The sequence below is a fragment of the Rhodococcus sp. IEGM 1351 genome (genome assembly GCF_030056875.1).
Lineage (GTDB): Bacteria > Actinomycetota > Actinomycetes > Mycobacteriales > Mycobacteriaceae > Rhodococcus_F > Rhodococcus_F opacus.
This window is the reverse complement of the sequence record NZ_JASHKU010000028.1, coordinates 24,511-48,942: the sequence shown is the minus strand read 5'-3', so window position 1 is coordinate 48,942 and position 24,432 is coordinate 24,511. Positions and strand designations below refer to the sequence as shown.

Here is a 24,432-nt window from a genome sequence, read left to right as displayed (position 1 = left end):
AGTAGAAGAGATTCGGCGCCTGACGAACTCAGACATTCCCGAAGTCTTCGCGCTCGTCCGATCCGGCCGCGCGCAGTTCGGGTTGGCTCTCCCGAATCTTGTAGGCGCGCTGGATGTGCTGTGCCATGAAGTCACCAGCGGCCTGGGCGTCTTTCCGCACGATGGCCTCGAGGATCTGGTCGTGATCCTTTTCCAGTTCGTGGGCGTCGGGTGGGTGTCGCCACACAGTGGTGCTGGGTGTCAGTCTCGACCACAGCAGTTCGATGTGCTGGACGACCAGGGGAGAGGTCTGGCTGTAGATGGCGAAGTGGAAGGCCCGGTTCATCAGGGACAGGTCGGCCGCGGTTGCTGCGCCGTCGCGTTGCGCCCGGTCGAGGGCGGCGTGCTTTTCCCTGATGGTCTCGAGCCCTGCCGGTGTCATCCGTTCGACCGCCATCACGGTGGCCTCACGTTCGGCGGCGGTCCGCAGCCGGTACAGGTCGCGGGCGGTGTCCGGGGTCATCTCCCGTACGGAGGCGCCCTTGTGTGGGGAATAGCTCAGAACCCCGTCGGCCGCGAGTAGTCGCATCGCCTCCCGAACGGGTGTGGCGCTGACCCCGTACCGCTTGGCCAGTACGGTCTGCTTGATCAGTTCGCCCGGTTTGATCGCGCCGGAGGCGACGTCCTGCTTCAGTCGCTCGGCGACGTATTCCGTCCGGCTCACCGGAGGAGCGGCTCCCATGTCACTCGACGTCATGACGGCTCCTTTCGGGAGCAAACCGAGCAGCGAAACCACCACTCTATTTTCTGTACTCCATAGTGTCTATCAGCCCGAACCGGAATGCGCCCATTCAGGTGGCTTTCTATCGATAGTAGACAACACTCTATAGAGTATGTAACTTGAGTCACGCAGACACGCCGATGTGATCGGAGCCTCCACGGGGCTTCTCGGATCGCGGCCCGGAACTACTGATGGAGACCCCATGACCTCCTCTGATCGCCTGACCTGGAACATTGCCGAGTGGATCGTCGACCAGCAGCAACGCCCGCTGCCCGAAAGGATGGATCACCACGTCAGGCGGCTGCTGCTCGATCACCTTGCCGGTGTCGTTGCCAGTTCGCCGGGTGCGGTGTCCGGGGCAGTCGGCGAACACGTGCACCGCATGTACCCCGGCACCACGGCGACCGCCATCGGTCACGGCCGGAGCTCCGCGTTGGGCGCGGCCCTGATCAACGGCACCAACGGGCATGGCATCGAAACCGATGAGGGGTACACACCCGGCAGTATGCATCCCACCTCGGCGATCTTCCCGGCGGTGTTCGCGGTCGCCCAGGAGAAGGGGATCAGCGGGGATCGTGTGCTGACCGCGGCAGCCATCGGGATGGAACTGTCCTGCCGGATCGCTGCCGCCGGTCACCCGGCTACCCGGAACCGGCATTTCCACAACACCGCCATTGCGGGTGTCTTCGGGGCCGCGGCCGCAGTTGCGGTACTTCTGGAGCTCGACGTCACCGGAGTGGCGAACACCCTCGGTATCGCCGGCTCACATGCGAGCGGATTGTTCGAATTCCTCGGCCAGTCGGCGGAGATCAAACGATTCCATCCCGGCAAGGCTGCCCGTGACGGCATCACCAGCGCGGATCTCGCGCAGGCAGGGTTGACGGGCCCGACCACGATCCTCGAAGGCAAAGACGGATACTTCGCCGCCTACGCGGGAGTCGAGGGCACCGATTGGGACCCTGGGATCCTCCTGGGCGGCCTGGGGGAGGAGTGGGTGCTGCTCGGGACCTACGTCAAGCCGTACCCGTGCTGCCGTCACCTGCACGGGGCAATCGACGCCGCCCTTCACCTGGTCAAAACCCACACCATCGACCCGGCCGACATCGCATCGGTCACCGTCGGCACGTTCGCCATCGCCACCCGGCACGCAGGACGACAGCTCGACACCATCCTCCAAGCACAGTTGAGCCTTCCGTTCACCGTCGCGGTCGCGTTGCTCCGCGGCGGGGTGACCCTGACCGACTTCAGCGAAGACACTCGGTCGAACATCGCGGTACAGGCACTGATGAACAAGGTGCAGGTCGTCCTCGACGACGCCGCCGACGCGGCATACCCGAAGTCCGGCCGCCCGGCCGATGTCACCGTCGTCATGAACGACGGCACCCGATACCAGCACCGCGTCGAACAGCCCTACGGCGAACCGTCGAACCCGCTGTCCGACAGCGACCTCGAAGGCAAGGCCCGTGCTCTGGTCGAACCCGTCATCGGCGCCGACGGCACCAAGAACCTGATCGAGTCGTCGTGGAACTTCGACTCCCTCGAGTTCCTCGATTTCCTCGACTCCGCGGTCCGCAACGCCGACCCCCGATAAACGCCACGGCCCACCCACCAGCTCCACTAGGAAGGGACCTCTCATGGAGGTTGTAGTACAAGATCTCGAACTCGCCTACGGCGACTTCGTCGCGATCAAGAGACTCGATCTGACCATCCCGGACGGCGAATCAGTGGTCCTGCTCGGCCAGTCCGGGTGCGGAAAGACGAGCACCATGCGGTGCATCGCCGGACTCGAATCACCTACCGGTGGAAGGATTTCCATCGGAGACCGCACCGTATTCGACGGCGCCAGCGGAAAAGTCGTCCCGGTGTTCAAACGCAACGTCGGCATGGTCTTCCAGTCGTACGCGGTCTGGCCCCACAAGACGGTCCTCGAAAACGTCTCGTTCCCGCTGAAGATGAAGGGCATCGCCCGGGCAGACCGCCGCCGCCAAGCCCTCGAGGTCCTCGAGATCGTCGGCCTGGCGCACCTCGCCGAACGCGGAGCCAGCATGCTTTCGGGCGGACAGATGCAACGAGTCGCGCTGGCGCGCTCGATGGCAATGTCGCCCAGCGTGCTCCTGCTCGACGAACCCCTGTCCAACCTCGATGCACGTCTTCGCGACGACCTGCGCGTCGAACTGCGCCGCATCCAAACCGAACGCGGCCTGACCAGCCTGTATGTCACACACGATCAGCAGGAGGCGCTCGCGCTGGCCGATCGGATCGCGATCATGCAGGAAGGCCGCATCACCCAACTCGGCACCCCCGAGCAGATCTACGGATCTCCCGTGAGCGCATCGATCGCCGGCTTCCTCGGCGTGACCAACATCTTCCCCATTGCCTCCTCGTCAACACCTCGCTCACTGGAGCTGACCGACCACGACATCACCCTGCGAAGCACCTACCCGGTTCCCCGCACTGCTGCCAGCGTGTGCATCCGGCCCGAGGACATCACGGTGACGCTCGAACAACCGACCGACCGGGTGGGTCACGACGCCGACACCAACTACCTCAGCGGCACCGTCGAAGTTGCGGTGTTCCAGGGCGCATCCATCCGCTGCAAGGTGCGCACCGACAGCGGCCTGCCACTCGACGCCATCTGCGCACCGCCCGCCGTCGGGACCTTCGCACCCGGCGCCCGTGTGTCCATCTCCATCGACTCGGACCGGGTGAAGGTCCTCCCGAACGAGGCACCGGTCAGCGACATCCCGCAGGCGGTGGCGGCATGAGTTCGACCAGCGTGCTCGAACCTGCACCACCGATGACACCCCGGCCGCCGGCACCCACGCGGCGACGCGCCCGTCGCATCGGCCGGCGAGGAAAGGTGGCAAGCCTGCCGCTCCTCGCGGTGGTCGCCTTCCTGGTCCTGGTCCCCGCCGGGTTCGTCCTTCTCGCGGCATTCAGCAAAGAGGTACCGAGACCAGGCAGCATCGGCCTCGATTTGACCCTGCAGAACATCCGGGTTCTCACCGAAGCGGGCGTTATCGGCGCCACGCTGAACTCACTCATCATTGCGTTCTCGGCAACTCTGCTGGCCTTGGCGATCGGTGGGTTCCTGGCCTTCGTGACCGCCCGGACCAATGTCCCCTGCAAGGGATTCATCTTTCTGATCGGTCTCATGCCGCTGTTCCTGCCGTCCTACGTCGGCGCGCTGGCCTGGTCGCTGCTCGGCAGCCCCGGCGCCGGCCTGATCAACGTCGCCTTCCGCGATCTCGGTATGGGCAGCCCGGTCAACGTGTACACCATCGGCGGCGTCGTCATGGTGATGGCGATGTACTACGCGCCCTACGCGTTCCTGCTGATGCACAGCTCGATGTCCCTGATGAATCCCGACCTCGAAGACGCCTCCAGCGTCCACGGCGGATCCACCTGGCACACCATCCGATCGGTCACCACACCCCTTGCCCTGCCTGCCATTCTGGGATCGGGACTGCTGATGTTCATCCTCATCCTGGAGAACTTCCCGGTCGCGCAGGTCCTGGCCACCCCCGGACAGATCGACACCCTGCCGACGTTCATCTACCGGCTGATGAACACCTCACCCTCACGCGGCAACGAAGCCTCCGTGATTGCCATCGTGCTGGTGGCCGCGGTCGTCACCATCACCCTGGTGCAGCGGCGCATCCTGGCCAAGCGCTCCTACACGACCGTCTCGGGCAAGGGCGTCAAGGCCCGCACCCTGCCGCTGGGACGATTCAAGGCACCCGTCGTCGCTGTGGCCCTGGTGTACTTCCTGCTCGCGATCGTGTTGCCGCTGCTGGCCCTGTTCCTCTCGGCGATCCGCAGCTCCCCGTACATGCAGTCCTTCGCCAGCCTGACCGAGCCCGGCGCCCTCGACATCACCTCCTTCGCGCACGTGTTCACCTCCGAGGTGTTCACCACCGCGGCGACCAACAGCGTGATCGTCTCCCTGCTCGCCGCGCTCGGCGGCACCATCCTCGCGTTCCTGGTCGGCTACACCGTCTACCGCACCAGCTCCTACGCCCGCGGCCTCCTCGAGGCGCTGTCGATGGTGCCCCTGGCAATTCCCGCGATCGTGCTCGGCATCGGGCTGCTGTGGACCTGGCTCGTCATGCCCATCCCGGTCTACGGCACCCTGTGGGTGCTGATCATCGGCTTCGTCGCGGTGCAGATGCCCCAAGGCTTCCGCGGCATCGCCGCCGCCATCCAGGCCACCGACCGCGACCTCGAGGACAGCGCCGTGCTCCTCGGCGCCCGCCGCACCCGCGCCATCGGCTATGTCACCATCCCCCTGCTGCGCGTCGCGGTGTCCTCGACCTTCCTGATCCTGCTCATGCTGAGCATGCGCGAGCTGACCGTGCCGCTGTTCCTCTACACCACCGACACCCGCATCCTCTCGATCGCCATCTACGACCAGTTCGAGAACGGCGGCGCACTGCAGGAAGCGTCGGCGATGGCCCTGATCTACTGCGCCATCATGTTCATCCTCAGCTACCTGCCCCGCCGATTCGGCGCCAAGAACGGAGCCGGCGGTGCCTGAGCGAACCCCCTCGAACACCGAAAGGAACACCATGCGCAGCACCACACGCCCCGGTGTGCGCCGGTGGCTCACCGCGGCCGCCCTGGCCGCCGCGACCGTCCTGACCGTCACCAGCTGCGGCTCACCCGACGGCGGCAAAGACGACCAGGCGCGCGAACTCCTCCCGCCGTCCGCCGTCGACACCTCCGACGGCCTGCGCATCGACGGCGAACTCGTCGCCGACAAGCAGCTCTACGACGCCGCCAAGAACGACACCGTCATCTTGTACTCGGGTACCGGCAAGGAAGCCGAGGACCTCACCGCGGCCCGCTTCATGCAGGAAACCGGCATCAAGATCGAACTGACCCGCCTGCCCACCAACAAACTGGCCGAGCGCGCGCTCTCCGAACACGGAGCCGGCCAGCTGCCCGCCGAGATCATCCGCGTCACCGACCCCCGGGTCGCCCGCGAGTTCGAGAAGCAGAACGTGTTCGTGCCCTATCGGACCCCGTTCCACGACCTGCTGGTCCAGCAGAACACCGGTGTCCGCGACACCTTCGTGAACTGCTACTACTTCGTCAACGCGATGGGCTACAACTCCGCGATGATCGAGGACGACCAGCCGACCAAGTGGGAGGACCTGACCGATCCGCGCTATTCCGGCAAGCTCGGCGTCGTGTCGGTGACCACCGGCGGCACCTTGAACGCCCTCGCGCACTTCCAGATCGAGACCCTCGGCGAAGACTTCCTCACCGCCCAGGGCGCGCAGAACCCCCGCATCTTCGACTCCACCTCCACCGAAGTCGACGCCCTCGCCCGCGGCGAGATCGCAATCGGTTCACTGAGTTTCAACAACGCCTTCGCCGCCCAGCTCGCGGGCGCCCCGATCAAGCTGGTCATCCCGGACAAGGGTGTCTCCGGATCGGAGAACCTGATGGGAATGACCGCCAAAGGTGTGCAAAGCCCGGCCGCGAAGGTCTTCATGAACTGGACCATGTCGAAATCGGGCCAGAGCTTCGCCGCCGCACAGGGATTCGTCCCGGCCCGCACCGACATCGGGCCGGTCAAGGCCGGTGAATACCAGCTGCCGCAGGCGAACTCGCCGCAGTTTCACCTCTTCACCGAGGAGCAGTTCGCGCAGTATGCGGTCCGTGACGAAGAGATGTGGAAGAAAGCCTTCAACTACATGGGCTGACAAGACCGTCCGCACGATTTTTCCGCCGTTATCCCTACCCACTATCTCTATAGAGTATTGACTTAGGAGTGATCATGACCGCCGTACTGACCGAACGTGAGGCCCTGCTCGACTCGGTGCGTTCGTTCGCCCAGCGACATCTCGCCGACGGGGCGCTCGCACGCGCCCACGACCCGAACTACTCCTGGGACATCGCCCAGCTCCTCGGCGCCCAGGGCCTGCTCGGGCTGACCATTTCTGCCGAGGACGGCGGCCAGGGTGCCGGACTGGCCGATGCGGTCGCCGTCATCCAGGAAGTGGCGATGGTCTGCCCGAAGAGCGCAGACATTCTGCAGGCCGGCAACTTCGGTGCCATCCGCACCTTCGCCGAGTTCGGAACACCGGAGCAGAAGGCCAAGTACCTGTCCGATCTGATCGCGGGCCGGACCCTCATCGGTCTCGGGATGAGTGAGCCCGAGGCCGGGTCGGCGGCGACGGAGTTGACCACCAGCGCCACCGAGGACGGCGACGGGTACCGGATCAACGGCACCAAGATCTGGGGGACTCACAGCGTCGATGCCACCTTGTTCCTGGTCTACGTCCGATTCGGACCCGGGACCGGCAACATCGGCTCCATCCTCGTCGAACGCGGCGCGAAGGGGCTGACCCTCGGAAACCCGTCGACGTACATGAGCGGTGAGCAGTGGGCACAGCTGTACTTCGACGACTGCTGGGTGCCGAAGGGGAACGTCCTGCTCGGGCCGGGCGGATTCAAGAAGCAGATGAGCGGATTCAACGTCGAGCGCATCGGCAACGCCTCCCGCGCTCTCGCTCTCGGCCGTCTCGCGTTCAACCTCGCCCGCGACCATGTCAGCGAACGCACCCAGTTCGGCCGCACCCTCAACGAATTCCAGGGTTTGCAGTGGAAGTTCGCCGAGGTCGCGGTCGCTCTCGACTCGGCCGAGTTGCTCCTCGATCGGGCCGTGCGGAACGCCGCCGCCGGGCTGCCGTCCGCCTATGAGACCTCGGTGGCGAAGCTGGCCGCCAACGAAGCCGGTTTCAAGGCCGCCAACGAGGCCATGCAGGCCATGGGCGCACTCGGTTACAGCACCGAATCCCTGGTCGAATACTGCATGCGCCGGACCCGCGGCTGGATGATCGCCGGCGGCTCCATCGAGATCCTGAAGAACCGGATCGCCGAGGAGATCTTCGGCCGCCGCTTCAGCCAGCGTCGATGACCGGAAGGACACGCTCCATGACACAGCAGGTGTCCCCACTTTCCCTCGGCACCATCCCGGTCACCTACACCGTCGAAGACCGGGTGGGGGTTCTGACCATCGACAACCCCCCGGTCAACGCCAGCAGCGCCGCGGTACGCGCGGGCCTGATGTCCGGACTCGAGGTGGCCGAAGCCGACGACGAGGTCGACGCGATCGTCCTGATCGGGGCGAGCGCCAACTTCGTCTCCGGATCCGACCTGCGCGAGTTCAGCGGCCCGGTCCCCGAACCGCAACTGCCGTCCGTCATCGCCGCCATCGAGGCCAGTGCCAAACCGGTCGTCGCGGCGCTGTCAGGCGCCACACTCGGGGGCGGCTTCGAACTCGCGCTCGGATGCGACGGCCGGATCGCACTTGCCGGTGGGGTGGTCGGGCTCCCCGAGATCACGCTGGGCATGATCCCCGGCGCCGGCGGCACCCAGCGGCCACTGCGCCTGGTCGGGCCGGCCCGCACACTCGAACTGGTCACCTCGGGGGAGCGGCTGCCCGTGGAGCAGGCTCACCGCGAAGGACTGATCGACGAGGTGGTCACGGGCTCCCTTCGCGCACAGGCGATTCGCTTCGCCCGTGCGCTGCGAGGCAAACGCATCCTGCGGAATCTGCCCGTTCGCGGTGCCGATCCCGGTGAGGTCGAGCAGGTGGCAACCACGGCGCTCCGCAGAGCGGCCCGGCCGCAAACCGTCGCCGCCGTCGGCGCGATCCTCATGGGTGGCTCCGCGCCGGCGGACCGGGCCTTTCAACATGAGCGCGCGGAGTTCAACAGGCTGCGGAACGGCACCGAATCGTCTGCGCTGCGGCACCTGTTCTTCGCCCGCCGGGCCGCCCTGAAAGCCAACCGGCCCGCTCTGCCGCGAGAACTGAAGTCGGTCGGCGTCGTCGGCGCCGGGACGATGGGTGCGGGCATCGCCCGCGCCTTCGTCGAGGCCGGTGTCCCGGTGGTCCTCGTCGATCAGCAGCGCCAGGCGGCCGCTGCGGCGGCCGAACGGCTGCAGCGCACCTATCAGGGCATGGTCACTCGCGGTCGACTCACCGAATCCGATGCTCAGCACCATCTTTCCCTGCTGACTGCCGGGACAACGATCCGCGACCTCGAGGAAACCGACCTGGTGGTCGAGGCCGTCTACGAGGACCTGGAGGTCAAGCAAACGGTCCTGCGCCAGCTCGAGACCGTCCTGCGCCCGCACGTGCCGCTGGCGACCAACACCTCGTACCTCGACGTCAACGAGATCGCCGCTGCGGTTGCCCGACCCACCCGGGTGCTGGGGATGCACTTCTTCAGCCCCGCCCACCGGGCCGCCGTGCTCGAAATCGTTCGCGGCGAGAAGACCTCGACAGAAGCACTGGATGTGGCACTGACCGCCGCGAAGGTACTGGAGAAGATGCCGATCCTCGCCGGTGTCTGCGACGGGTTCATCGGCAACCGGATCTACAACGCCTACCGCCGACAGTGCGAACTCATGCTGGAAGAGGGCGCACTCCCACAGCAGGTCGACGCGGCTCTCACCGAATTCGGTTTCGCCATGGGACCCTTCGCGGTCTCGGACATGTCGGGTCTCGACATCGCCTGGCGGATGCGCAAGAGCAAAGCGGGTGCCCGCGACCCCCGGGAACGGTACCCGGACGTCGCGGACGCGCTGTGTGAACTGGGCCGATTCGGGCAGAAGACCGGGGACGGCTGGTATCACTACGAGCCAGGATCGCGCACCCCACACCCGGACAGCACGGTCGAGGCCCTCATCGAGCAGTCCTCGCAACGCAAGGCCATCACACGAGCGGCGTTCACCTCTCAGGGCATCGTCACTCGCGCGTTGGTTACGATGGCCAACGAGGCCGCACTCCTGCTCGCGGACACGATCGCCGACCGGCCCTCGGACATCGACCTGATGCTCACCCTCGGATACGGATTCCCCACCCACGAGGGCGGGATCACCCACTGGGTCAAGCGACAGGATCGCCGCTTCCTCGAACACGAACTCGACGCCCTGGCAGCCCGCACCGGGCACGGCTTCACCAAGGGAGAGCTCGACCTGCTGCGTTCCTGAGAACGACGAGTCGCCCGGTGAGCGGCCACCACCGTCCGAGACCGGCGCCGTCCGGGGGGATGCCCGACGATCCACACCATGTCCCCGACCTGCCCGCCGTCCAGCACCCGGTTGGGCAGCGCAGCTGCGTCGACGACGGTGAGCTCGTCGGGCACACGGTAGGCATTGGTGCCGTCGAAGATGGCCGGTGGTGTGCCGGCCAGAAACGGCCGATACGAGTCCACCGCCGTGGCCCGCGGTCGCGATGCCGTGCACGTCAACCCGAACCAGACGGGTCACGCCCAGGGCGCCGGTGCTGGGGTCACGCTGGCGGAACAGCAGCAGAAACCCGTCGTCGATGGTGTTCATCGACTCGATGTCGCCCCACCCGCTGGCACTGCTCGATACCGCATCCTGATCCGGTCGGACCAGCAACAGCTCGGCCGCATTACGGCTCGGCACCGCCACGGCGAGCAGGACCTCGCCGTGGGCGGCGCCGTCGCGGATCGGCGCATCGCTGACCTTGGCCGCGGTGCCGTCCAGGTTGCAGTGGTAGATCCCGTCCCAGCCACCGACCCAGCACCCTCCCGCATGCGCCCACACGCGCCGGGTCCGGACTGCCGGAGGGTTGTCGAAAATCTGCCCGGAAAGTGTGTACTCGGTGACGTGGCGGTGGGAGTCGAGACGGACGACCAGGGGGCAGCTCACGGTCGACCAGCCACAGGTCGGTGCCGTGTGCGACACGGCGCCGGGGACCACACTGGGGCGCAGCGGTGGCGGTGGGACGTCGGTCAGGTCCAGCACGCCCACCTCGCAATTGCCGTCTCGGTGGTTCGGGTGACACCGGCGAAGAAACGCGGTGCGGTGGTGACCTCGCGGTAGTGGCGGGTCCCGGGCATCTGCTTCCACGGGGAGTGCGGGATATCGGGGTCTCGGTGGTATCGGTCGGCGGCCACCTGGACGCGGATGATCCGACCGCGGATCCGTCCGGTGGTGGCGTACGCGAGGTCACCGATCAGTCGCCCCGTGACTTCGACCTGACCGAGTACCGGACGGCGGGTGTACCAGGTGGCCGTCCAGCCGGCACCACGCAACAGCACAGCCCAATCCCACCACTGCTCACCGGTTCCGGGTTGCTGGCGTGTGGGTTTGCCCGAGTGCAGAGGTTCGCCCGAGGCGCGGAGCGTGACGATCGACGGATCGGCCGGATCGGTGGGGAACTCTTGGAACAGCAGCGGAAACTCGCCGATCACCCCGACTTCCGGTGGTGGTGTCTCGTCGTCCTCGACCGACGAATCCGTCACCAGCACCGGCAGGTGCGTTGGTGGACGCCACTTCTCGTGCTGATCGGTCACTCTGTCAGCTTGCACGAGGTACTGCTGTCCTCACCGACGTTCCGAGGATGGAGCGTCGAGATGAGCCAACGCACCGATCGTCGGCAACGAGGTGCCGGTCAAGGATCGCTCTTCGACCCGCGTGAGCGTACTGGTCCGAGTCGCCCTACCTGGGCATACCCACGCGCCGGCGGTGGCCGGAGCCCCTGTCCCAGGTTCCGCTTCCCGAGGTGACGGCGGTTGCACACCGATCTGGTCCGCCGCACCGCCGAGGTCGACCGCACCGCGGCAACCGCTCTGGCCCCCTATCCGCTGTGGTGCGTCTTCGCGACGGTTCTGTCCGCCAGCATCTGGCACCGCAATCGGAGCCGCTGATCGGGTTTTCCGCAGTTGCACAGGGCGCACAGGCTCCGCGATAGAGCCTGGAAATCAGTGATGACGCAGCTCGTCGATCAGCTCACCCTTGCGCTTGGACGAGTACCCCGACATCCCCAGCTCTTTGGCCCTCTTCTTCAGCTCGTCAACCGTCCAGTCCTCGTATGATCCGGACTTGCCTCCCTTACAGCCGACGGTAGAGCGTCCCTTCTTCGCGGACGCGTTGGCGATCCGGGCCGCTTTCTGTTTCGATGCACCGTCGTCCCGTAATTCCTCGTATTGCTTCTCGTCTTTGATCGACGACCTGGCCATGAGTCGACTCCTCCCGTGCAACGTCTGACGTCTGGCGAGTACCCGCATTCGGTGGAGATACGCCCGCGGCGAACACATCAGGGTGTCTGCAACCAGCCCGGCGCGAACGAACAGGGAGGCACCTCGGTCAGCCCCGTCTTATTCCGATGGCCCCCACCCGCCAGGTGAGACACGGACATGAGACGGAATCGGGCGGCTCCTGCCGCACTAGTCATTCCGTGTCCAGGACCGGGTCGGCAAGCGCGCCGCAACCTCGGCCGCGGACTTCCGAACGGGCGATTCGCCACGCCACGTGACGACGGGAGTACGGTCGATCTACTCTTTGTGTTCGAACCCGTGCCGCACCACCTCTATCCCGTCGGAGGTAGGTTTCCCCGACTGGCAAAGAACTGGGTTCAATCATGGCCGTTCTTGTTCCGGCTGCGTTGAGCTACAGGAGTCCTGCGATGGACATCAGCGGTTGATCATCGATGTCTGCGTTGGCGGGCCCGGCACCAAGGCCTCCGCAGTCCGCTGGACGCCGCGGCGTCTCGGCTCGTCGAGACTCTGTTGGGGATTGGCGATGGAGACTGGAAGACCCGTCGGTAATTCAGGCTACCGCGCGAGTCGCCGCATCGAGACAGGTCGGGGGTGGAAATTCCTGTTCAGCGGCATCGGGTGTGATCGCGGTCGCGTTCTCAGCGGCTCCTCAGCTACCGGCGCCGATACTGCGGCCGTGAGAGATGCAGGACAAGTCCCGGTCCATACGAACCTGGTCGGGCGGGCCCACGACGCGGTTGCCGAACTACAACAGAACGGTGCCGCGACGCTCGCCCTGGCCGTCCTGGTCGGGGGTGTGGCGATGTTCCTCGGAGCGTCGATGTGGCGGAGTTGGTCAGGTGAGCGGCGTGCGACCGGATCTGCGCTGGTCGGTCTGCAATGTGCCGGATTGGCGGCGGCGCTGATCGCGCTGGCCTACCAGGTCAGAGTGGGGGCCTGGTTGATTAGTGCAGACCCGGCGGTCCTGGGCTGGTTCGCCGAGCGCAGGTCGAACTCGGTGACCGGCCCGGCTATCGCGGTCACCGATGCCGGCGGACCGGCGGGCACCATTGTCCTCGCGGTCGTGTTCGGGGCGGTGCTGGCCCGCCGGACACGCTCACCGATCCCCGCGCTGGTCCTCATCGGGACCGTCGGCGGCGCGGCCCTGGCCTCCACCATGACGAAATACGTTGTCGGGCGGACTCGCCCACCGATCGTGACGCAGGTGCTGCTCGAGACGGACTACTCCTTCCCGTCCGGTCATGCGACCGGGGCGATGGCGTTGTTCACCACGGTCGCCGTCATGGTCGGGTACACACTGCCGCGGATCCGTCGAGCCCTGCTGCTGATTGTGGCCGCGGCGGTGACGGTCGTGGTCTCTGCAACCCGCCTGTACCTCGGCGAGCACTGGCTCACCGACGTGATCGGCGGCGTGCTCCTCGGCGGCCTCGCCGCGGTGATCGGCGGTGCGCTCTACACGGCCTGGATGGACCGCACCCGCTCCCACGGCTGGCAGTCGACGACCCCGAATGAGAACGCCGCGCACCCTGACCACACCAACAAGACGACGGCGGGACGCGCAGGATGAATGTGGCACTGGGGTTCGCGTTGCCGGACGTGGCCAGAACCTGGCGAGCTCATACCCGGCGGTCTGCGCCCATGTGCGGTGGACGCACTTTCAGCGTTCTTTCAGCTTGCATGTGTGACGATCTGGCAAAGTGACATCAACAACCGAACAGCGACAGCGGTTTCGTCCCGCGCGCCATGCACGACATTGCTTCGGCATGGCGATCCGAGCTGTGAGCGCTGAACGCGCACTGCGATCAGAGTTGGATCGCTGCGCTGACGGGAGGCTGGGAGGAAGGGGGGCGTTGGTGATCTTTCGTTTTCCGGGTGTGTATCGGCCTCAGCATGATTCGCGGCTTCTTGTGGATTCGCTCGGCGACGAGCAGGTGGACGCGGGTACGCGGATTCTGGATTTGTGTGCGGGTGCTGGGGTGGTCAGCGTGTGGGCGACTCGGTCCGGTGCGCGCAGCGTGACCGCGGTCGACGTTTCGCGTCGGGCGTTGGTCAGTACCTGGCTCAATGCGGCGGTTCGCGGGCACCGTGTGCGGGTTGTTCGCGGTGATCTGGTGTCGCGAGTACGTCACCGGCGGTTCGACTTGATCGTAGCGAACCCACCTTATGTTCCTGCCGAGCACGATGGGCTGCCGGCGAGGGGTCGTGCGCGGTGTTGGGACGCCGGGCACGAGGGGCGGGCGTTGTTGGACCGTATTTGCGGCGATGCCCCGGATCTCCTTGACGAGGGGGGCCGGTTGATTCTCGTGCAATCGACGCTGAGCGGCACGGAGAAGACGCGAGTGATGCTGGGGGAAAGCGGCTTACACGTTGAGGAAGCACGCCGTGTCCGCGTCCCGTTCGGTCCGGTGCTGCAAGCACGGCGGGATCTTCTCGTTGATCGCGGTTTGATCGGGCCACAGCAGTGCACCGAGGAGCTTGTCGTGTTCCGGGCGGTCAAATGAGCACCCAGCTGACGCATTCCAAGTCGTCCGGCCGGTTGGTGCCACTGACCGCGGCGCAGCAGGCGATCTGGCTTGCGCAGCAGCTGACCCCCGAGGTGCCCTACGTCATCGCCCAGTACGTGGATCTGAGCGGGCCCATTGAGGTGGAGAAGCTGTGCGAGGCGCACACGCGGGCGATGGACGAACTGGGCGCGGAGGTCGTGCTGGTCGACGTCGACGGACACCCGTATCAACGTGAGAGGATTCGATCGGCAGGTCAAGTCCTGGTTTTGGACTTCCGCGCCGAACGCGACCCGGCCGAGTTCGCGCGGGAGTGGATGCGACGTGACTGCACGGTCCCACTCGCGATGGGCGATGACTCGCTGGTCTTCTCGCGTGTTCTGCGGGTCGGTGACGATCGTGTGTTCTGGTATGCGCGTGCCCACCACCTCGCATTGGATGGATATGCGGCGATGCTGCTGATGCAACGGACCGCGCAGTGGTACGTCGCGGCTCTCGGCGGCGGCGAGCCGGGTCCGCACCGGGTGGTGGGGCCCGAGCAGTTGAGCCGAGCGGATCGGGACTATCGATCGTCGGGGCGGTTCGATGCCGATCGTGAGTACTGGGCCGGGCTCGCCCCTGATCTGCCACCGGTGGTCAGTCTTGCCGGGCGGAGCGCTGCGCCTCGGCCGGCTGTCCGGGTCACCGGCGACCCCATGGCGGTGTCTTCCATGCCGATGCCGGGCGGCCGGTCCGTCCTCGATCGCACCGCTGTCCTCGTGGCGGCGTTCGCCGTCTATTTGGCACGGATGACTGACGTCGACGACGTCATGGTGTCTCTTCCGGTGACGGCCCGCACCACCGGATCGTTGCGGGCGGCGGCGGGCTCGGTCTCGAATGTGGTGCCCTTGGCACTGCCGGGGATCGGCGCCACGACCGTCGAGGAAGCGATCGGAATCGCCCGGGCGGCACTGATCGCGGCGTTGCGCCACCAGCGGTATCGGCGTGAAGACATCGGTCGTGAGCGCGGCACGGCCACTGGTGAGCTCGCCTCGTTCGGCCCCGTGCTGAATTTGATGCTGTTCGAACCGGACATCAGCCTCGGTGCGGTCACCGGTCGCGTGCACGTTCTCACGACCGGTCCGACCGCGGATCTGGCGGTGAACATCTACCCGGGCTCCACGGATCTGATGCCGCGGATCGACTTCGAAGCCAACCCCGCCCTCTACGGCGAGAGGGAACTGAGCAGCCACCACCGCCGGTTTACCCATTTCCTGCAGACATTCGTGACCGTCATCGGAGACGACTGCGCCGTCGCCGACCTGGAGTTGTTTCTGCCCGGGGAACGCGAGGTCCTGACACCGGCGCGCGGCCCGGCCGATGTCGAACCGGCAACCCTCACACAGTTACTCGCCGCCGCTACCGGTGCATCCGGTGAGCGAATCGCGGTCCGCGACCGCGGACGATCCTTCTCCTACCGGGATCTCGACCGTCATTCGACCGCGTTGGCCGGCAGGCTGCTGGGCGCCGGCATCGGTCCGGAAGATCTCGTGGCGGTTGCCGTACCCCGTTCGTACGAATCGGTGGTCGCCGTGTGGGCGGTCGCCGCCGCTGGCGGAGCCTATGTCCCCGTCGACCCGACGTATCCGCGTGCACGCATCCAGTACATGCTCGACGACTGCACACCTGTTGTCGGCCTGACCTCCTCCGACACTCGGGGCCAGCTGCCGGCAATAGTGCGATGGCTCACCGTCGACCTCGATACGCTCGACGTGCCGCCACCGCGCCCGGTGCGCCCGGTGCGTCGGGAAAATGCCGCGTATGTGATCTACACGTCCGGGTCGACCGGCGCACCCAAGGGTGTTGTCGTCACCCACGACGGCCTGGCCAATCTCGCGCAGGAAATCCGCGACAACTACGCGCTCTCCGCCACCTCACGGGTCCTGCATTTCGCTTCCCCGAGCTTCGATACAGCACTGGTCGAAGTCCTCGCCGCCGCCCTGGCCGGCGCCACCTTGGTGGTGACCCCACCGGACGTCGTTGGCGGCCACGAACTGGCCGATCTCCTGCGCGACGAACACGTCACCCATGTGCTGTCGACCCCGTCGGCGCTGGCGACGGTGAATCCTGACGGCCTCGACGACGTGGAACTCGTCCTGGTCGGCGGTGAGGCGTGCCCACCGGAACTGGTGACGCGCTGGGCGCACCACCGGACGATGCGCAATGCTTACGGCCCGACCGAAACCACGTGCAGTGTCACACTCAGCTCCCCGATGGCCCCGGATCGGCCGGTGACGATCGGTGCACTGATGCGCGGCGTCGACGCGGTGGTGCTGGACCGGCGCCTGCGGCCGCTTCCCTCCGGCGCGGTCGGCGAACTGTATCTCGGCACCCCCGGGTTGGCCCGCGGTTACGCGCACCGAGGGGGGATGACCGCCGGCCGGTTCGTCGCCAATCCGTTCGGCAAACCCGGCTCGCGCCTGTTCCGCACGGGCGACCTGGTCCGATGGACACCCGAGGCGACACTCGAGTACGTTGGCCGCAGCGACGACCAGGTCAAAGTCCGCGGGTTCCGGATCGAACTCAGCGAGATCGACACCGCCCTGCGTGGCCACCCGGATGTGGAGTTCGCGACGACCGTGGTCCATAACAGGGCGGGGGATGCGCTGCTGGTGTCGTATGTGCTGTTGCGGACGTCGTCGGAGGTGACTCCGGCGATGCTGCGGGCAGCGGTAGCCCAGCAGCTGCCGGACTACATGGTGCCCGTGGTGATCACCGTCTTGGACGACGTTCCGCTGACGCCGACGAAGAAGCTCGACCGGGCTGCCCTGCCGGCCCCCGAGTTCGGCTCCGTCGTTCCCGCGGCGCGGCCGCCGCGCACACCCGATGAACACGCGGTGGCTGGCGTGCTCACCCGGGTACTGTGCACCGACGTCGTGGACGCGGAATCGTCCTTCTTCGACCTCGGTGGGGATTCGCTCTCCGCCACCCGGGTGATCGCGGCACTCAACGCCGATTTCGGCGCCCAGTTGGGGGTGCGCGATCTGTTCGAGTTCCCCACCGTCGCCGCCCTCGCCCAGCTTCTCGCCGAGGAACACCCGGAGTCCGGTGAACTCTCCTCGCTGCGCGCGTTCGCAACACAACCGCTGCCCCAAAGGGTCCCACTGGCCCCAGCGCAGCAATTCCTCGACCGCACCGCCACCCGCCCAGCCCTGTACAACCTCCCGTTCACCGTCACGATCCGCGGTGTCCTCGACATCGAGGCGCTGCGCGATGCCACCACCGACGTGCTCGACCGGCATCACCCCCTGCGCACGGTGTATCCCGATTCGGCGGACGGCCCCTGCCAGCGGTTCCTCGAGGTCACCGACGCCGTCCCCGACCTCACCCCGGTACACGTCACCGCATCCGAACTTGCGCAACACATCCGTTGGCTGCTGCACCGTGGCTTCGACGTTCGTACCGAACCGCCGTTGCGGGCCACACTGTTCGCCAGCGGGCCCGAGGAGCACCTGCTCGCGTGCGTGATCCACCACATCTCCGCGGACGGGTGGTCGCTGGCAGTCCTCGCCCGCGACCTGTTGACTGCGTATGCGTCCCGTGCTGCGGGCACCGCGCCGAGGTGGGCGCCGCTGCCGGTGCAGTACCCGCACTACAGTCTCTGGCGGCACGACCTTCTCGGCGACGACGCTGATCCCGGCAGCCTCACGGCTCGTCAGATCGAGTTCTGGAGAGCCGAACTGGCAGGGTTGCCCGGGGAACTGACGCTGCCGGCGGACCGACCCCGTCCACAACGGTGGACGTATGCGGCCGGCCGGCTGAGCTTTGCGATCGACGAACAAACGCACCGAGCACTGTTGCATGTCGCCCACGCGCGGCGGGCGACCATGTTCACCGTGCTGCATTCAGCGCTGGTACTGCTCCTCGCACGCCTGTCCTCCCAGCGCACGATCGCGATCGGCACACCGACAGCCGGCCGGACCCATCCCGACCTCGATGACGTCGTCGGCATGTTCGTCAACACTCTCGTTCTCGGCTCGACGGTCGACCCAGACACATCCCTTGCCGACCTTCTCGACCAGTCCCGCGACACCGAGCTGAATGCGTTCGCGCACGCCGACGTCCAATTCGAGCATCTCGTCGACGTGCTCGACCCGCCCCGATCACCGTCGCTGCACCCGTTCTTCCAGGTCGCGTTGTCCCTGAACAACTTCACCGCCGTCACCCTCGACTCCGACGGACTGGAGTTCGAGATCGCACCGCAACCGCTGGATATCGCCAAATGCGATCTGCACTTCCACTTCACCGACCACCACAATGCCGATGGTGACCCGGCCGGCATCGACTGTGAACTGGTGTATTCGGCCGATCTGTTCGACCGCGACACCGTCGCCGGATTCCTCCCCGTGCTGCGCGCCATCCTCGCCGAGGCCGTCGCATGAGGTTGGGCACCGCACCGACACCGGGGCGGCGGATGCGGTGTCGGTCAGACTGAACACCATGGACCGCCGCAGCCTGAACCCCGGAAACTGGAATGTGCGGGTGCGATCCACCGCGGCCGCGGTCCTCGCCGTCACGGTGTGCCTGCTCCTCGCCGGCGGGGCACTCCTGTTCGTGCTGTACCGCAATCTCGAACACTCCGCCCGAGCCGCCGCAGACTCACGGTCCCACCAGATCACCGAGCAATTGCGCACTCAGCCGCCGCAGGAACTCGACGCATCGCTACTCGCCACCGACGGCCAGATCGGGGCCGTCCAAATCCTCGACAGCGCCGGAAACGTGCTCGCCACCTCGGCCGGGATTCCGTCGTCACCGGTCCTCGCCGCCCCGCTGCCACCCGGCGAGTCCGCCTACCTCGGAAACCTCCACTTCGGGCACGAACGCGACTACTGGGTGGCCGCCCACGGCACCATGTCCCTCAACGGGCCGGTCACCGTGGTCACCGGTGCCGACCGCGAACCGGTTGAAGGTGTCCTGGCCACTGTCGCGGCGCTGCTCGCGATCGGTGCGCCGGTCGTCCTCGGCTTCGTCGCCGTCGCCACGTACCGGCTCATCGGCGCGGCCCTGCGCCCGGTGGAGAGGATCCGCGCCCGTGTGGCGGCGATATCGACCGATCAACTCGACGAGCGGGTTCCCGTGCCGGCGGCCCGGGACGAAATTGCCGATCTCGCGGTCACCATGAACAGCATGCTCGCCCGGCTCGAGGCCGGGCATCTGGCCCAGCGGCGTTTCGTCAGCGACGCCTCGCACGAACTGCGCAGCCCGCTGGCGACCATCACCGCCGCACTCGAACTCGCACAATCCCGTCCCGAATTGATCGACATGGCCCTGGTCGACGAGTCGTTGCTTCCCGAAGCCCGACGAATGCATGCGTTGGTCGAAGATCTTCTCCTGCTCGCGCGTGCCGACGAAGACTCACTGACCCACCTGCGCGTCGACGTCGATATCGACGATCTGATCCTCGCCGAACGCGCCCGCCTCCGGGGCCTTCCCGGCATAGCGGTCTCAGCCACCGTCGACCCTGTCCGGGTGGCCGGGGATCCGCAGCAGTTGGCCCGGCTGGTCCGCAATCTCGTCGACAACGCCGTCCGCCACGCACACACCCGAATCACCCTTGCCTGCCGCAGGTGCGAGGGGAACGCCGTCATCGACGTGACCGACGACGGGCCGGGCATCGCTCCGGCGGACCGGGCCCGGATCTTCGAGCGATTCGTCCGCCTCGACACTCCCCGAACCCGCGAATTCGGTGGTTCCGGACTCGGTCTCGCCATCGCCGCCGAGATCGTTGCCGCACATCACGGGTCGATCGATATCCGCGATCATGAAGATGAGGGTGCGCACTTCGTGGTCACGCTCCCGATCGGCGACGACCCCTATGTCTCCGACGGCATCGAATAGCCCACGCCGCGGACGGTGTCGATGCTCGTCGTGCCGAACGGGGCGTCGATTTTGCGTCGAAGGTAGCCGATGTAGACCTCCACGATGTTGTCGTCGCCCTCGTAATTGACATCCCAAACAGATTGCAGAATATCGTGTTTGGTGACGACCGCACCGGCGTGGCGCATCAGGTATTCGAGCACGCTGTACTCGCGGGGCGTGAGCTGGAGGCGGGTGCCTCCGCGGGTGACCCGCCGCATGGCCGGGTCCAACTCGAGCCCCGCAGCACTGAGAACCGGGGGCCGCGGCGGAGCCCCACGTCGCACCAGCGCCCGCAACCGGGCCACCAGCACCACGAACGAGAACGGTTTGACCAGATAGTCGTCGGCACCGAGGTCGAACGCATCGGCGAGGTCGTATTCGCCGTCCTTGGCCGAGAGCATCAGCACCGGCGTCCACACCTGCTGCTGCCGCATCTCCCGGACCACGTCGTACCCGTGTTTGCCGGGCAACATGATGTCGAGAACCACCACATCGAAGCCGCCACTAACCGCGGCCGCCAACCCGGCCACACCATCGTGCTCGACCTGCACGGTGCATCCGTCAGCCGTCAAGCCGCGCCGCACCGTCTCAGCCAGGCGCGTTTCGTCCTCGACCAACAACACCCGCACCGTCGCCTCCTCCAACAACATTCCGTAATCAGTGGACCCCAACGGTACGACCGGCAGCGCGGTTACCGCCCTACCGGACCCGGACCGGTCGAAGGTGCTGCACCTGCAAATTTCCGGACCAGCACCGGAAGGATGGACGCTCTCGTGCGAAGGTCGGAGTGTCGGAGGCCTCCAAGATTGCCGGTGTTGCGGTGGGCGCCTCGGAGTCGCAAGGGAGCCTGGTGCGCCTTGGTGATCGACAGTTCACCGACGGCGTAAATGCGGAGGACTCCCGTACCGTGCGCACTTCAATCGACCCTGGGGCACCACCATCACCTGGTCTTCCAGCGCCGTCGCACCGGTCTGCTCATGTCCGCACCCGGGCTACATCGACCCCCGTGTCCTGGGCGAAGTCGTCCCGGGCTGTGTCCGGTGCCATCCCGACAGTCGCCAAACCCAGCAGTACCCCCGCCAGCGCAAGCACCAGCGGCGCGGTTGCCGGGGTACCACCGACAGCGCCGGTCGATGCCAGCCACAGATGTTCCCAGCCAGGCAGCTCCGCCCATGCGTACTTGTGGTTGAGGACCCCGGTGTCGAGGTTCGCGCTCACGTGCTCATACACCCCGAACAGAGCCGCCGGAGCGGCGCACAGAGCGATGATCCGGGCCTGCACGATGGCGATCCGTGAACGGTTGAACACGACGATCAACGCCGAGCAGACAAGCACACCCAGCACAATCCACGGCACGATCTGCTCGGAACTCTTCCAGTGCCGCAACGATGCCAGCTCAACCGCGACGAATGCGGATGAAAGCACAGACAGCGCGAGCAGTGCCGCCTGAAACCGCGCGACAAGCCGTGCTGGACGTGCGCCTCCGCGGTCCGGGGCAACCACCTCATCGTCCATGCCCGCTCATCTCCTACTGTGGGGCCAGAACACTCAAAATCGCGTCCAGCGTCTGTTGATCGATTCCGTATTTGCCCAATTCCGTCGCCAGGGTGTCGGACATCGTGTCGGGACTATAGGGGCCGTACTCCGTGACCTCCTTCGCCCACTTACCCGCGTTGCTGACGCCAGCTGCCTCGAACGCCGCCTGAATCTGACTCTGGCTCGCCGTGTTCGGGTCGACCTGAGCCACTCCCGCGGCACCGCCGCCTGGGGTCATGGTGGAAGACGCAACCACCGACGTCGTCGGACTCGGCGACGACCCGGTGCCACTGTCGTTGGAGCTGCATCCTGCAAGCAGGCCGGCAGAAAGCAGAAGCGGAATGCCGAATTGGACGATCTTTTTCGCCATAGTGGTCAACCTACTTTCGGTGTCTCGGCAGCGCCCTGGCTGTCGGCTGAGAACAAGCTGGCAGAGCACGCCACGGGCCGCGACCGTCTCGCGAGGGAAATGCTCCCCGATACCCGACCGACATGACCGCCATGGTTCGCGCTGGCCGCTGAAGAAATGCTGAAAGCAGTGCCTGACGTCGACTTGCGCCACCGACCGGCGGACCCCGCCGCCGACACCACCGTGCCGTAGCTCGGTAAGCGGTCAGCCGCGACGGTAATCGTCTGCCAGCACCGACACTGACAACGTCGGGATCGACACCTAATCCGCCGAGACCGTGCACGGATTACAGATCAACATATTGACCAATCTCAGGTGGTCATCGCGTTGGGCAGTGGACTTTGGGGCTCGCGCAGAATTCACTGGTAACTGATGGATTCGATGAGCTGCGCACGCAATCCGCGAGTTGCCAGCGGATTCCGAGACTCGTCGGCCGAGAGGCAACCGACCTCAGCGCACCGTTCAACGCACCAGCCGGCGATCTTCACCGGACGGGTCAAATGGCGATCCGCCAGCTCAGACCGATGCCGGGTGAATGCCCCTTTCCGGGACGATGCCGGTCAATGTTCGGCATTCGGGACGCCTGCCAAGGGAGAACCGGCAGTCCGGAGGCCGCCTCGGTAAGCACCCGCATGAGCAGACGGGTCTTGCGGTTGACGGTGGCGTCGGCCTATTCGCTCGGCTGTCGACACGATGATCCCTTCGGGTCCGCGCACGTAGGCCATCCACCAGATGTCCTCGTACTGACCGATCCCGCCGACCAGGCCGTTGCCGTCCGCGGCGACTCGGTGGAGGCCGCCTGGAGGTCGTCCACCTCGAGCGCCACGTTGCGCATTCCTAGTTCGGTGGACATAGCCTTCAGGCGATCCGGGCTGGTGCTCGTCGTGGACGAAGTTCGACAGCTCCACACTGGCGCCGCCGTCCGGTGGCCGCAGCATGGCGATCTCGCTGCGGGAGTAGCGGATGCCGTGTCGGATCGCTGACAACCGGCGTAGCGAAAAGTTCCCGGAAGAAAAACGGGAGTTGGTGTCGGATCGGGGCGGTGGTGTTCGTAGTAGGGGTGAGGCCGCCCACAAGGGGGCGGCGCCAAGGTGAGGAACCGCGATCAACGCCCGCGAGGCGATCACCCACGTCCACCACGAGGAGTGGGCCCGGGTGGCCGCCGCCCTGACCAGGCGATTCGGTAACCTCGACATCGCCGAGGAGGCAGCAGCCGAGGCGTTCACGACCGCCGTCGAGCGGTGGCCGCCCGACGGCGTACCGCCCAACCCCGGCGCCTGGCTGACCACCACCGCCAACCACAAGGCCATCGATCGGATCCGGCGCGAGAACAAGCGCGACGACAAGCACAAGGAGGCTCAGATGGTGTACGACGATGACCCGAGTCTCCCGGCGCCATCGACGACGACTGGCTCCGGCTGATCTTCACCTGCTGTCACCCGGCGCTGGCGATGGAGGCCCCGATCGCGTCACCACTTATCCCGACCAGACAGAGGACGCCGCCGCCCGCGGCGGCACACCTCGCGCCGGCAACCGGCCGTCGGGACTGCCGCGTTCGTGTGTGCTGATCGCGATCCTGTCCCCGGTCGGATTGGTGCTGGGCATCATCGGGTTGATCCTCGGTGTCCTCGGTCTGCGGGCGGCCCGCGGGTGGGGGATCACCGGCAAGGGCGTGGCGATCGCCGGGCTGGTGCTGAGCGGGTTGGCGATCGTCATCTCGATCGCATTCGCCGCCGGCGTGGTCACCGTCCTGAACAACGACTCGGCGGTCGAGAGGATCGAGCAGCAGGTGGACAAGATGCGCGACAAACTCCCCAGCACTGTCGAGGTGCCGCAACCCTGACATCCCGGTACGGATGCCCCAGGGTGTCCTGGACCGGTTGACCCGGATGAGCGACGGTGCCGCACCGGTTTCGCGTTCGGTCGCGAATCGACGAAGGTTCGCGGTACGCATGCCCCGGTGCCTCCGCAGCTCAGGTGTTGTTGCCTGCAGCGAAGCAGGCTTCTCAATGTGAGTTGGGGGCCGGGCCGGTGGTGTGATCGCGCTGCGATCGGGCGTTTTGTGATCGACGATCGCGTCCTGCCAGTGCAGCTCGGAGCAGTCGCAGCGGCGGTGTGGTGCAGGGATCGGGTATCCCGAACCGGTCGGCGATCTGCGTCCAGGACGCACCCCGTATCAGGGCGGCCGCCGCCGCTCGGGCGAGGAGTTCCTCGCCCCACTCGCCCGGCGTCGGGAGGGCGCCGCGGGCGTTGTCGTGGTGCAGCTGGTGCGGCGGGTCC

At 66.5% G+C, this 24,432-nt stretch carries 19 protein-coding genes and 1 pseudogene; 13 read left to right on the top strand and 7 right to left on the bottom strand.

Going from position 1 to position 24,432, the window contains the following annotated elements; translation table 11 throughout:
• Positions 1-28: 28 nt before the first annotated feature.
• The gene (locus QM806_RS34185; protein WP_283294323.1) at positions 29-736 is read right to left on the bottom strand and encodes a GntR family transcriptional regulator; all 708 of its coding nucleotides are present in this window, start codon (positions 734-736) and stop codon (positions 29-31) included.
• Positions 737-962: 226 nt separating this feature from the next.
• Between QM806_RS34185 and QM806_RS34180 the strand changes: the two genes are divergently transcribed.
• The 6 genes from QM806_RS34180 to QM806_RS34155 all read left to right on the top strand — a co-directional run bounded on the left by QM806_RS34180 (position 963) and on the right by QM806_RS34155 (position 9,769).
• Positions 963-2,351, top strand: a complete 1,389-nt coding sequence (locus tag QM806_RS34180; protein WP_005568069.1) for an MmgE/PrpD family protein — start codon at positions 963-965, stop codon at positions 2,349-2,351.
• Positions 2,352-2,394: 43 nt separating this feature from the next.
• Positions 2,395-3,525 carry an ABC transporter ATP-binding protein gene (locus QM806_RS34175; RefSeq protein WP_054246783.1) on the top strand — a complete coding sequence of 377 codons (1,131 nt, stop codon included), beginning with the start codon at positions 2,395-2,397 and terminating at the stop codon, positions 3,523-3,525.
• Positions 3,522-5,297: an ABC transporter permease gene (locus QM806_RS34170; protein ID WP_240482863.1), complete on the top strand. Its 1,776-nt coding sequence runs from the start codon at positions 3,522-3,524 to the stop codon at positions 5,295-5,297. The genes QM806_RS34175 and QM806_RS34170 overlap by 4 nt, the downstream gene beginning before the upstream one ends.
• A gap of 31 nt (positions 5,298-5,328) precedes the next feature.
• Positions 5,329-6,471, top strand: a complete 1,143-nt coding sequence (locus QM806_RS34165) for an ABC transporter substrate-binding protein (RefSeq protein WP_054246786.1) — start codon at positions 5,329-5,331, stop codon at positions 6,469-6,471.
• Positions 6,472-6,545: 74 nt separating this feature from the next.
• Positions 6,546-7,688, top strand: a complete 1,143-nt coding sequence (locus QM806_RS34160; protein WP_144286461.1) for an acyl-CoA dehydrogenase family protein — start codon at positions 6,546-6,548, stop codon at positions 7,686-7,688.
• 17 nt (positions 7,689-7,705) lie between these two features.
• The gene (locus QM806_RS34155) at positions 7,706-9,769 is read left to right on the top strand and encodes a 3-hydroxyacyl-CoA dehydrogenase NAD-binding domain-containing protein (RefSeq protein WP_283294316.1); all 2,064 of its coding nucleotides are present in this window, start codon (positions 7,706-7,708) and stop codon (positions 9,767-9,769) included.
• Positions 9,770-10,539: 770 nt separating this feature from the next.
• Here the strand turns inward: QM806_RS34155 and QM806_RS34150 are convergent.
• Positions 10,540-11,103 carry a hypothetical protein gene (locus QM806_RS34150; protein WP_133986612.1) on the bottom strand — a complete coding sequence of 188 codons (564 nt, stop codon included), beginning with the start codon at positions 11,101-11,103 and terminating at the stop codon, positions 10,540-10,542.
• Between the two features lie 219 nt (positions 11,104-11,322).
• Here QM806_RS34150 and QM806_RS34145 point away from each other — a divergent pair, with 219 nt between their 5' ends.
• Positions 11,323-11,457, top strand: coding sequence for a tryptophan-rich sensory protein (locus QM806_RS34145; protein ID WP_005568076.1), 135 nt, complete (start codon positions 11,323-11,325; stop codon positions 11,455-11,457).
• Between the two features lie 54 nt (positions 11,458-11,511).
• Here QM806_RS34145 and QM806_RS34140 read toward each other — a convergent pair whose 3' ends face one another.
• The gene (locus QM806_RS34140) at positions 11,512-11,769 is read right to left on the bottom strand and encodes a DUF7218 family protein (protein WP_283294314.1); all 258 of its coding nucleotides are present in this window, start codon (positions 11,767-11,769) and stop codon (positions 11,512-11,514) included.
• 715 nt (positions 11,770-12,484) lie between these two features.
• On the opposite strand from QM806_RS34140, the gene QM806_RS34135 reads away from it, so the two are divergent.
• The 4 genes from QM806_RS34135 (at position 12,485) to QM806_RS34120 (ending at position 20,186) form a co-directional block, all read left to right on the top strand.
• Entirely contained in the window at positions 12,485-13,375 is an 891-nt protein-coding gene (locus QM806_RS34135; protein ID WP_120659169.1) for a phosphatase PAP2 family protein, read from the top strand.
• 286 nt (positions 13,376-13,661) lie between these two features.
• Entirely contained in the window at positions 13,662-14,309 is a 648-nt protein-coding gene (locus tag QM806_RS34130) for a HemK2/MTQ2 family protein methyltransferase (protein ID WP_007297021.1), read from the top strand.
• Positions 14,306-18,730 carry a non-ribosomal peptide synthetase gene (locus QM806_RS34125; protein ID WP_283294312.1) on the top strand — a complete coding sequence of 1,475 codons (4,425 nt, stop codon included), beginning with the start codon at positions 14,306-14,308 and terminating at the stop codon, positions 18,728-18,730. The genes QM806_RS34130 and QM806_RS34125 overlap by 4 nt, the downstream gene beginning before the upstream one ends.
• 37 nt (positions 18,731-18,767) lie before the next feature.
• Positions 18,768-20,186, top strand: coding sequence for a sensor histidine kinase (locus tag QM806_RS34120; RefSeq protein ID WP_005572620.1), 1,419 nt, complete (start codon positions 18,768-18,770; stop codon positions 20,184-20,186).
• Here the strand turns inward: QM806_RS34120 and QM806_RS34115 are convergent.
• The 4 genes and pseudogenes from QM806_RS34115 to QM806_RS34100 form a co-directional block, all read right to left on the bottom strand.
• Positions 20,162-20,836, bottom strand: coding sequence for a response regulator transcription factor (locus tag QM806_RS34115; RefSeq protein WP_043793331.1), 675 nt, complete (start codon positions 20,834-20,836; stop codon positions 20,162-20,164). The genes QM806_RS34120 and QM806_RS34115 overlap by 25 nt on opposite strands.
• A gap of 346 nt (positions 20,837-21,182) precedes the next feature.
• Positions 21,183-21,722 carry a hypothetical protein gene (locus tag QM806_RS34110; RefSeq protein WP_005253524.1) on the bottom strand — a complete coding sequence of 180 codons (540 nt, stop codon included), beginning with the start codon at positions 21,720-21,722 and terminating at the stop codon, positions 21,183-21,185.
• A gap of 13 nt (positions 21,723-21,735) precedes the next feature.
• Positions 21,736-22,113: a hypothetical protein gene (locus QM806_RS34105; protein WP_133986615.1), complete on the bottom strand. Its 378-nt coding sequence runs from the start codon at positions 22,111-22,113 to the stop codon at positions 21,736-21,738.
• A 707-nt stretch (positions 22,114-22,820) separates the two neighbouring features.
• A pseudogene (locus tag QM806_RS34100) lies at positions 22,821-23,102 on the bottom strand (VOC family protein); the annotation flags it as partial.
• A gap of 205 nt (positions 23,103-23,307) precedes the next feature.
• Here QM806_RS34100 and QM806_RS34095 point away from each other — a divergent pair.
• Together QM806_RS34095 and QM806_RS34090 are read left to right on the top strand one after the other, a co-directional pair.
• Positions 23,308-23,574 (top strand): sigma factor, encoded by a 267-nt coding sequence (locus QM806_RS34095; protein ID WP_005572625.1) that lies wholly within the window; start codon positions 23,308-23,310, stop codon positions 23,572-23,574.
• Positions 23,528-23,995 (top strand): DUF4190 domain-containing protein, encoded by a 468-nt coding sequence (locus QM806_RS34090; protein WP_283294309.1) that lies wholly within the window; start codon positions 23,528-23,530, stop codon positions 23,993-23,995. The genes QM806_RS34095 and QM806_RS34090 overlap by 47 nt, the downstream gene beginning before the upstream one ends.
• The last annotated feature ends 437 nt before the right edge of the window (positions 23,996-24,432 follow it).

Excerpts from the sequence above, each read along its gene's own strand:
- QM806_RS34185 (WP_283294323.1), bottom strand. The coding sequence starts at position 736 with ATGACGTCGAGTGACATGGGAGCCGCTCCTCCGGTGAGCCGGACGGAA.
- QM806_RS34180 (WP_005568069.1), top strand. The coding sequence starts at position 963 with ATGACCTCCTCTGATCGCCTGACCTGGAACATTGCCGAGTGGATCGTC.
- QM806_RS34175 (WP_054246783.1), top strand. The coding sequence starts at position 2,395 with ATGGAGGTTGTAGTACAAGATCTCGAACTCGCCTACGGCGACTTCGTC.
- QM806_RS34170 (WP_240482863.1), top strand. The coding sequence starts at position 3,522 with ATGAGTTCGACCAGCGTGCTCGAACCTGCACCACCGATGACACCCCGG.
- QM806_RS34165 (WP_054246786.1), top strand. The coding sequence starts at position 5,329 with ATGCGCAGCACCACACGCCCCGGTGTGCGCCGGTGGCTCACCGCGGCC.
- QM806_RS34160 (WP_144286461.1), top strand. The coding sequence starts at position 6,546 with ATGACCGCCGTACTGACCGAACGTGAGGCCCTGCTCGACTCGGTGCGT.
- QM806_RS34155 (WP_283294316.1), top strand. The coding sequence starts at position 7,706 with ATGACACAGCAGGTGTCCCCACTTTCCCTCGGCACCATCCCGGTCACC.
- QM806_RS34140 (WP_283294314.1), bottom strand. The coding sequence starts at position 11,769 with ATGGCCAGGTCGTCGATCAAAGACGAGAAGCAATACGAGGAATTACGG.
- QM806_RS34125 (WP_283294312.1), top strand. The coding sequence starts at position 14,306 with ATGAGCACCCAGCTGACGCATTCCAAGTCGTCCGGCCGGTTGGTGCCA.
- QM806_RS34110 (WP_005253524.1), bottom strand. The coding sequence starts at position 21,722 with ATGGACGATGAGGTGGTTGCCCCGGACCGCGGAGGCGCACGTCCAGCA.
- QM806_RS34105 (WP_133986615.1), bottom strand. The coding sequence starts at position 22,113 with ATGGCGAAAAAGATCGTCCAATTCGGCATTCCGCTTCTGCTTTCTGCC.
- QM806_RS34090 (WP_283294309.1), top strand. The coding sequence starts at position 23,528 with ATGACCCGAGTCTCCCGGCGCCATCGACGACGACTGGCTCCGGCTGAT.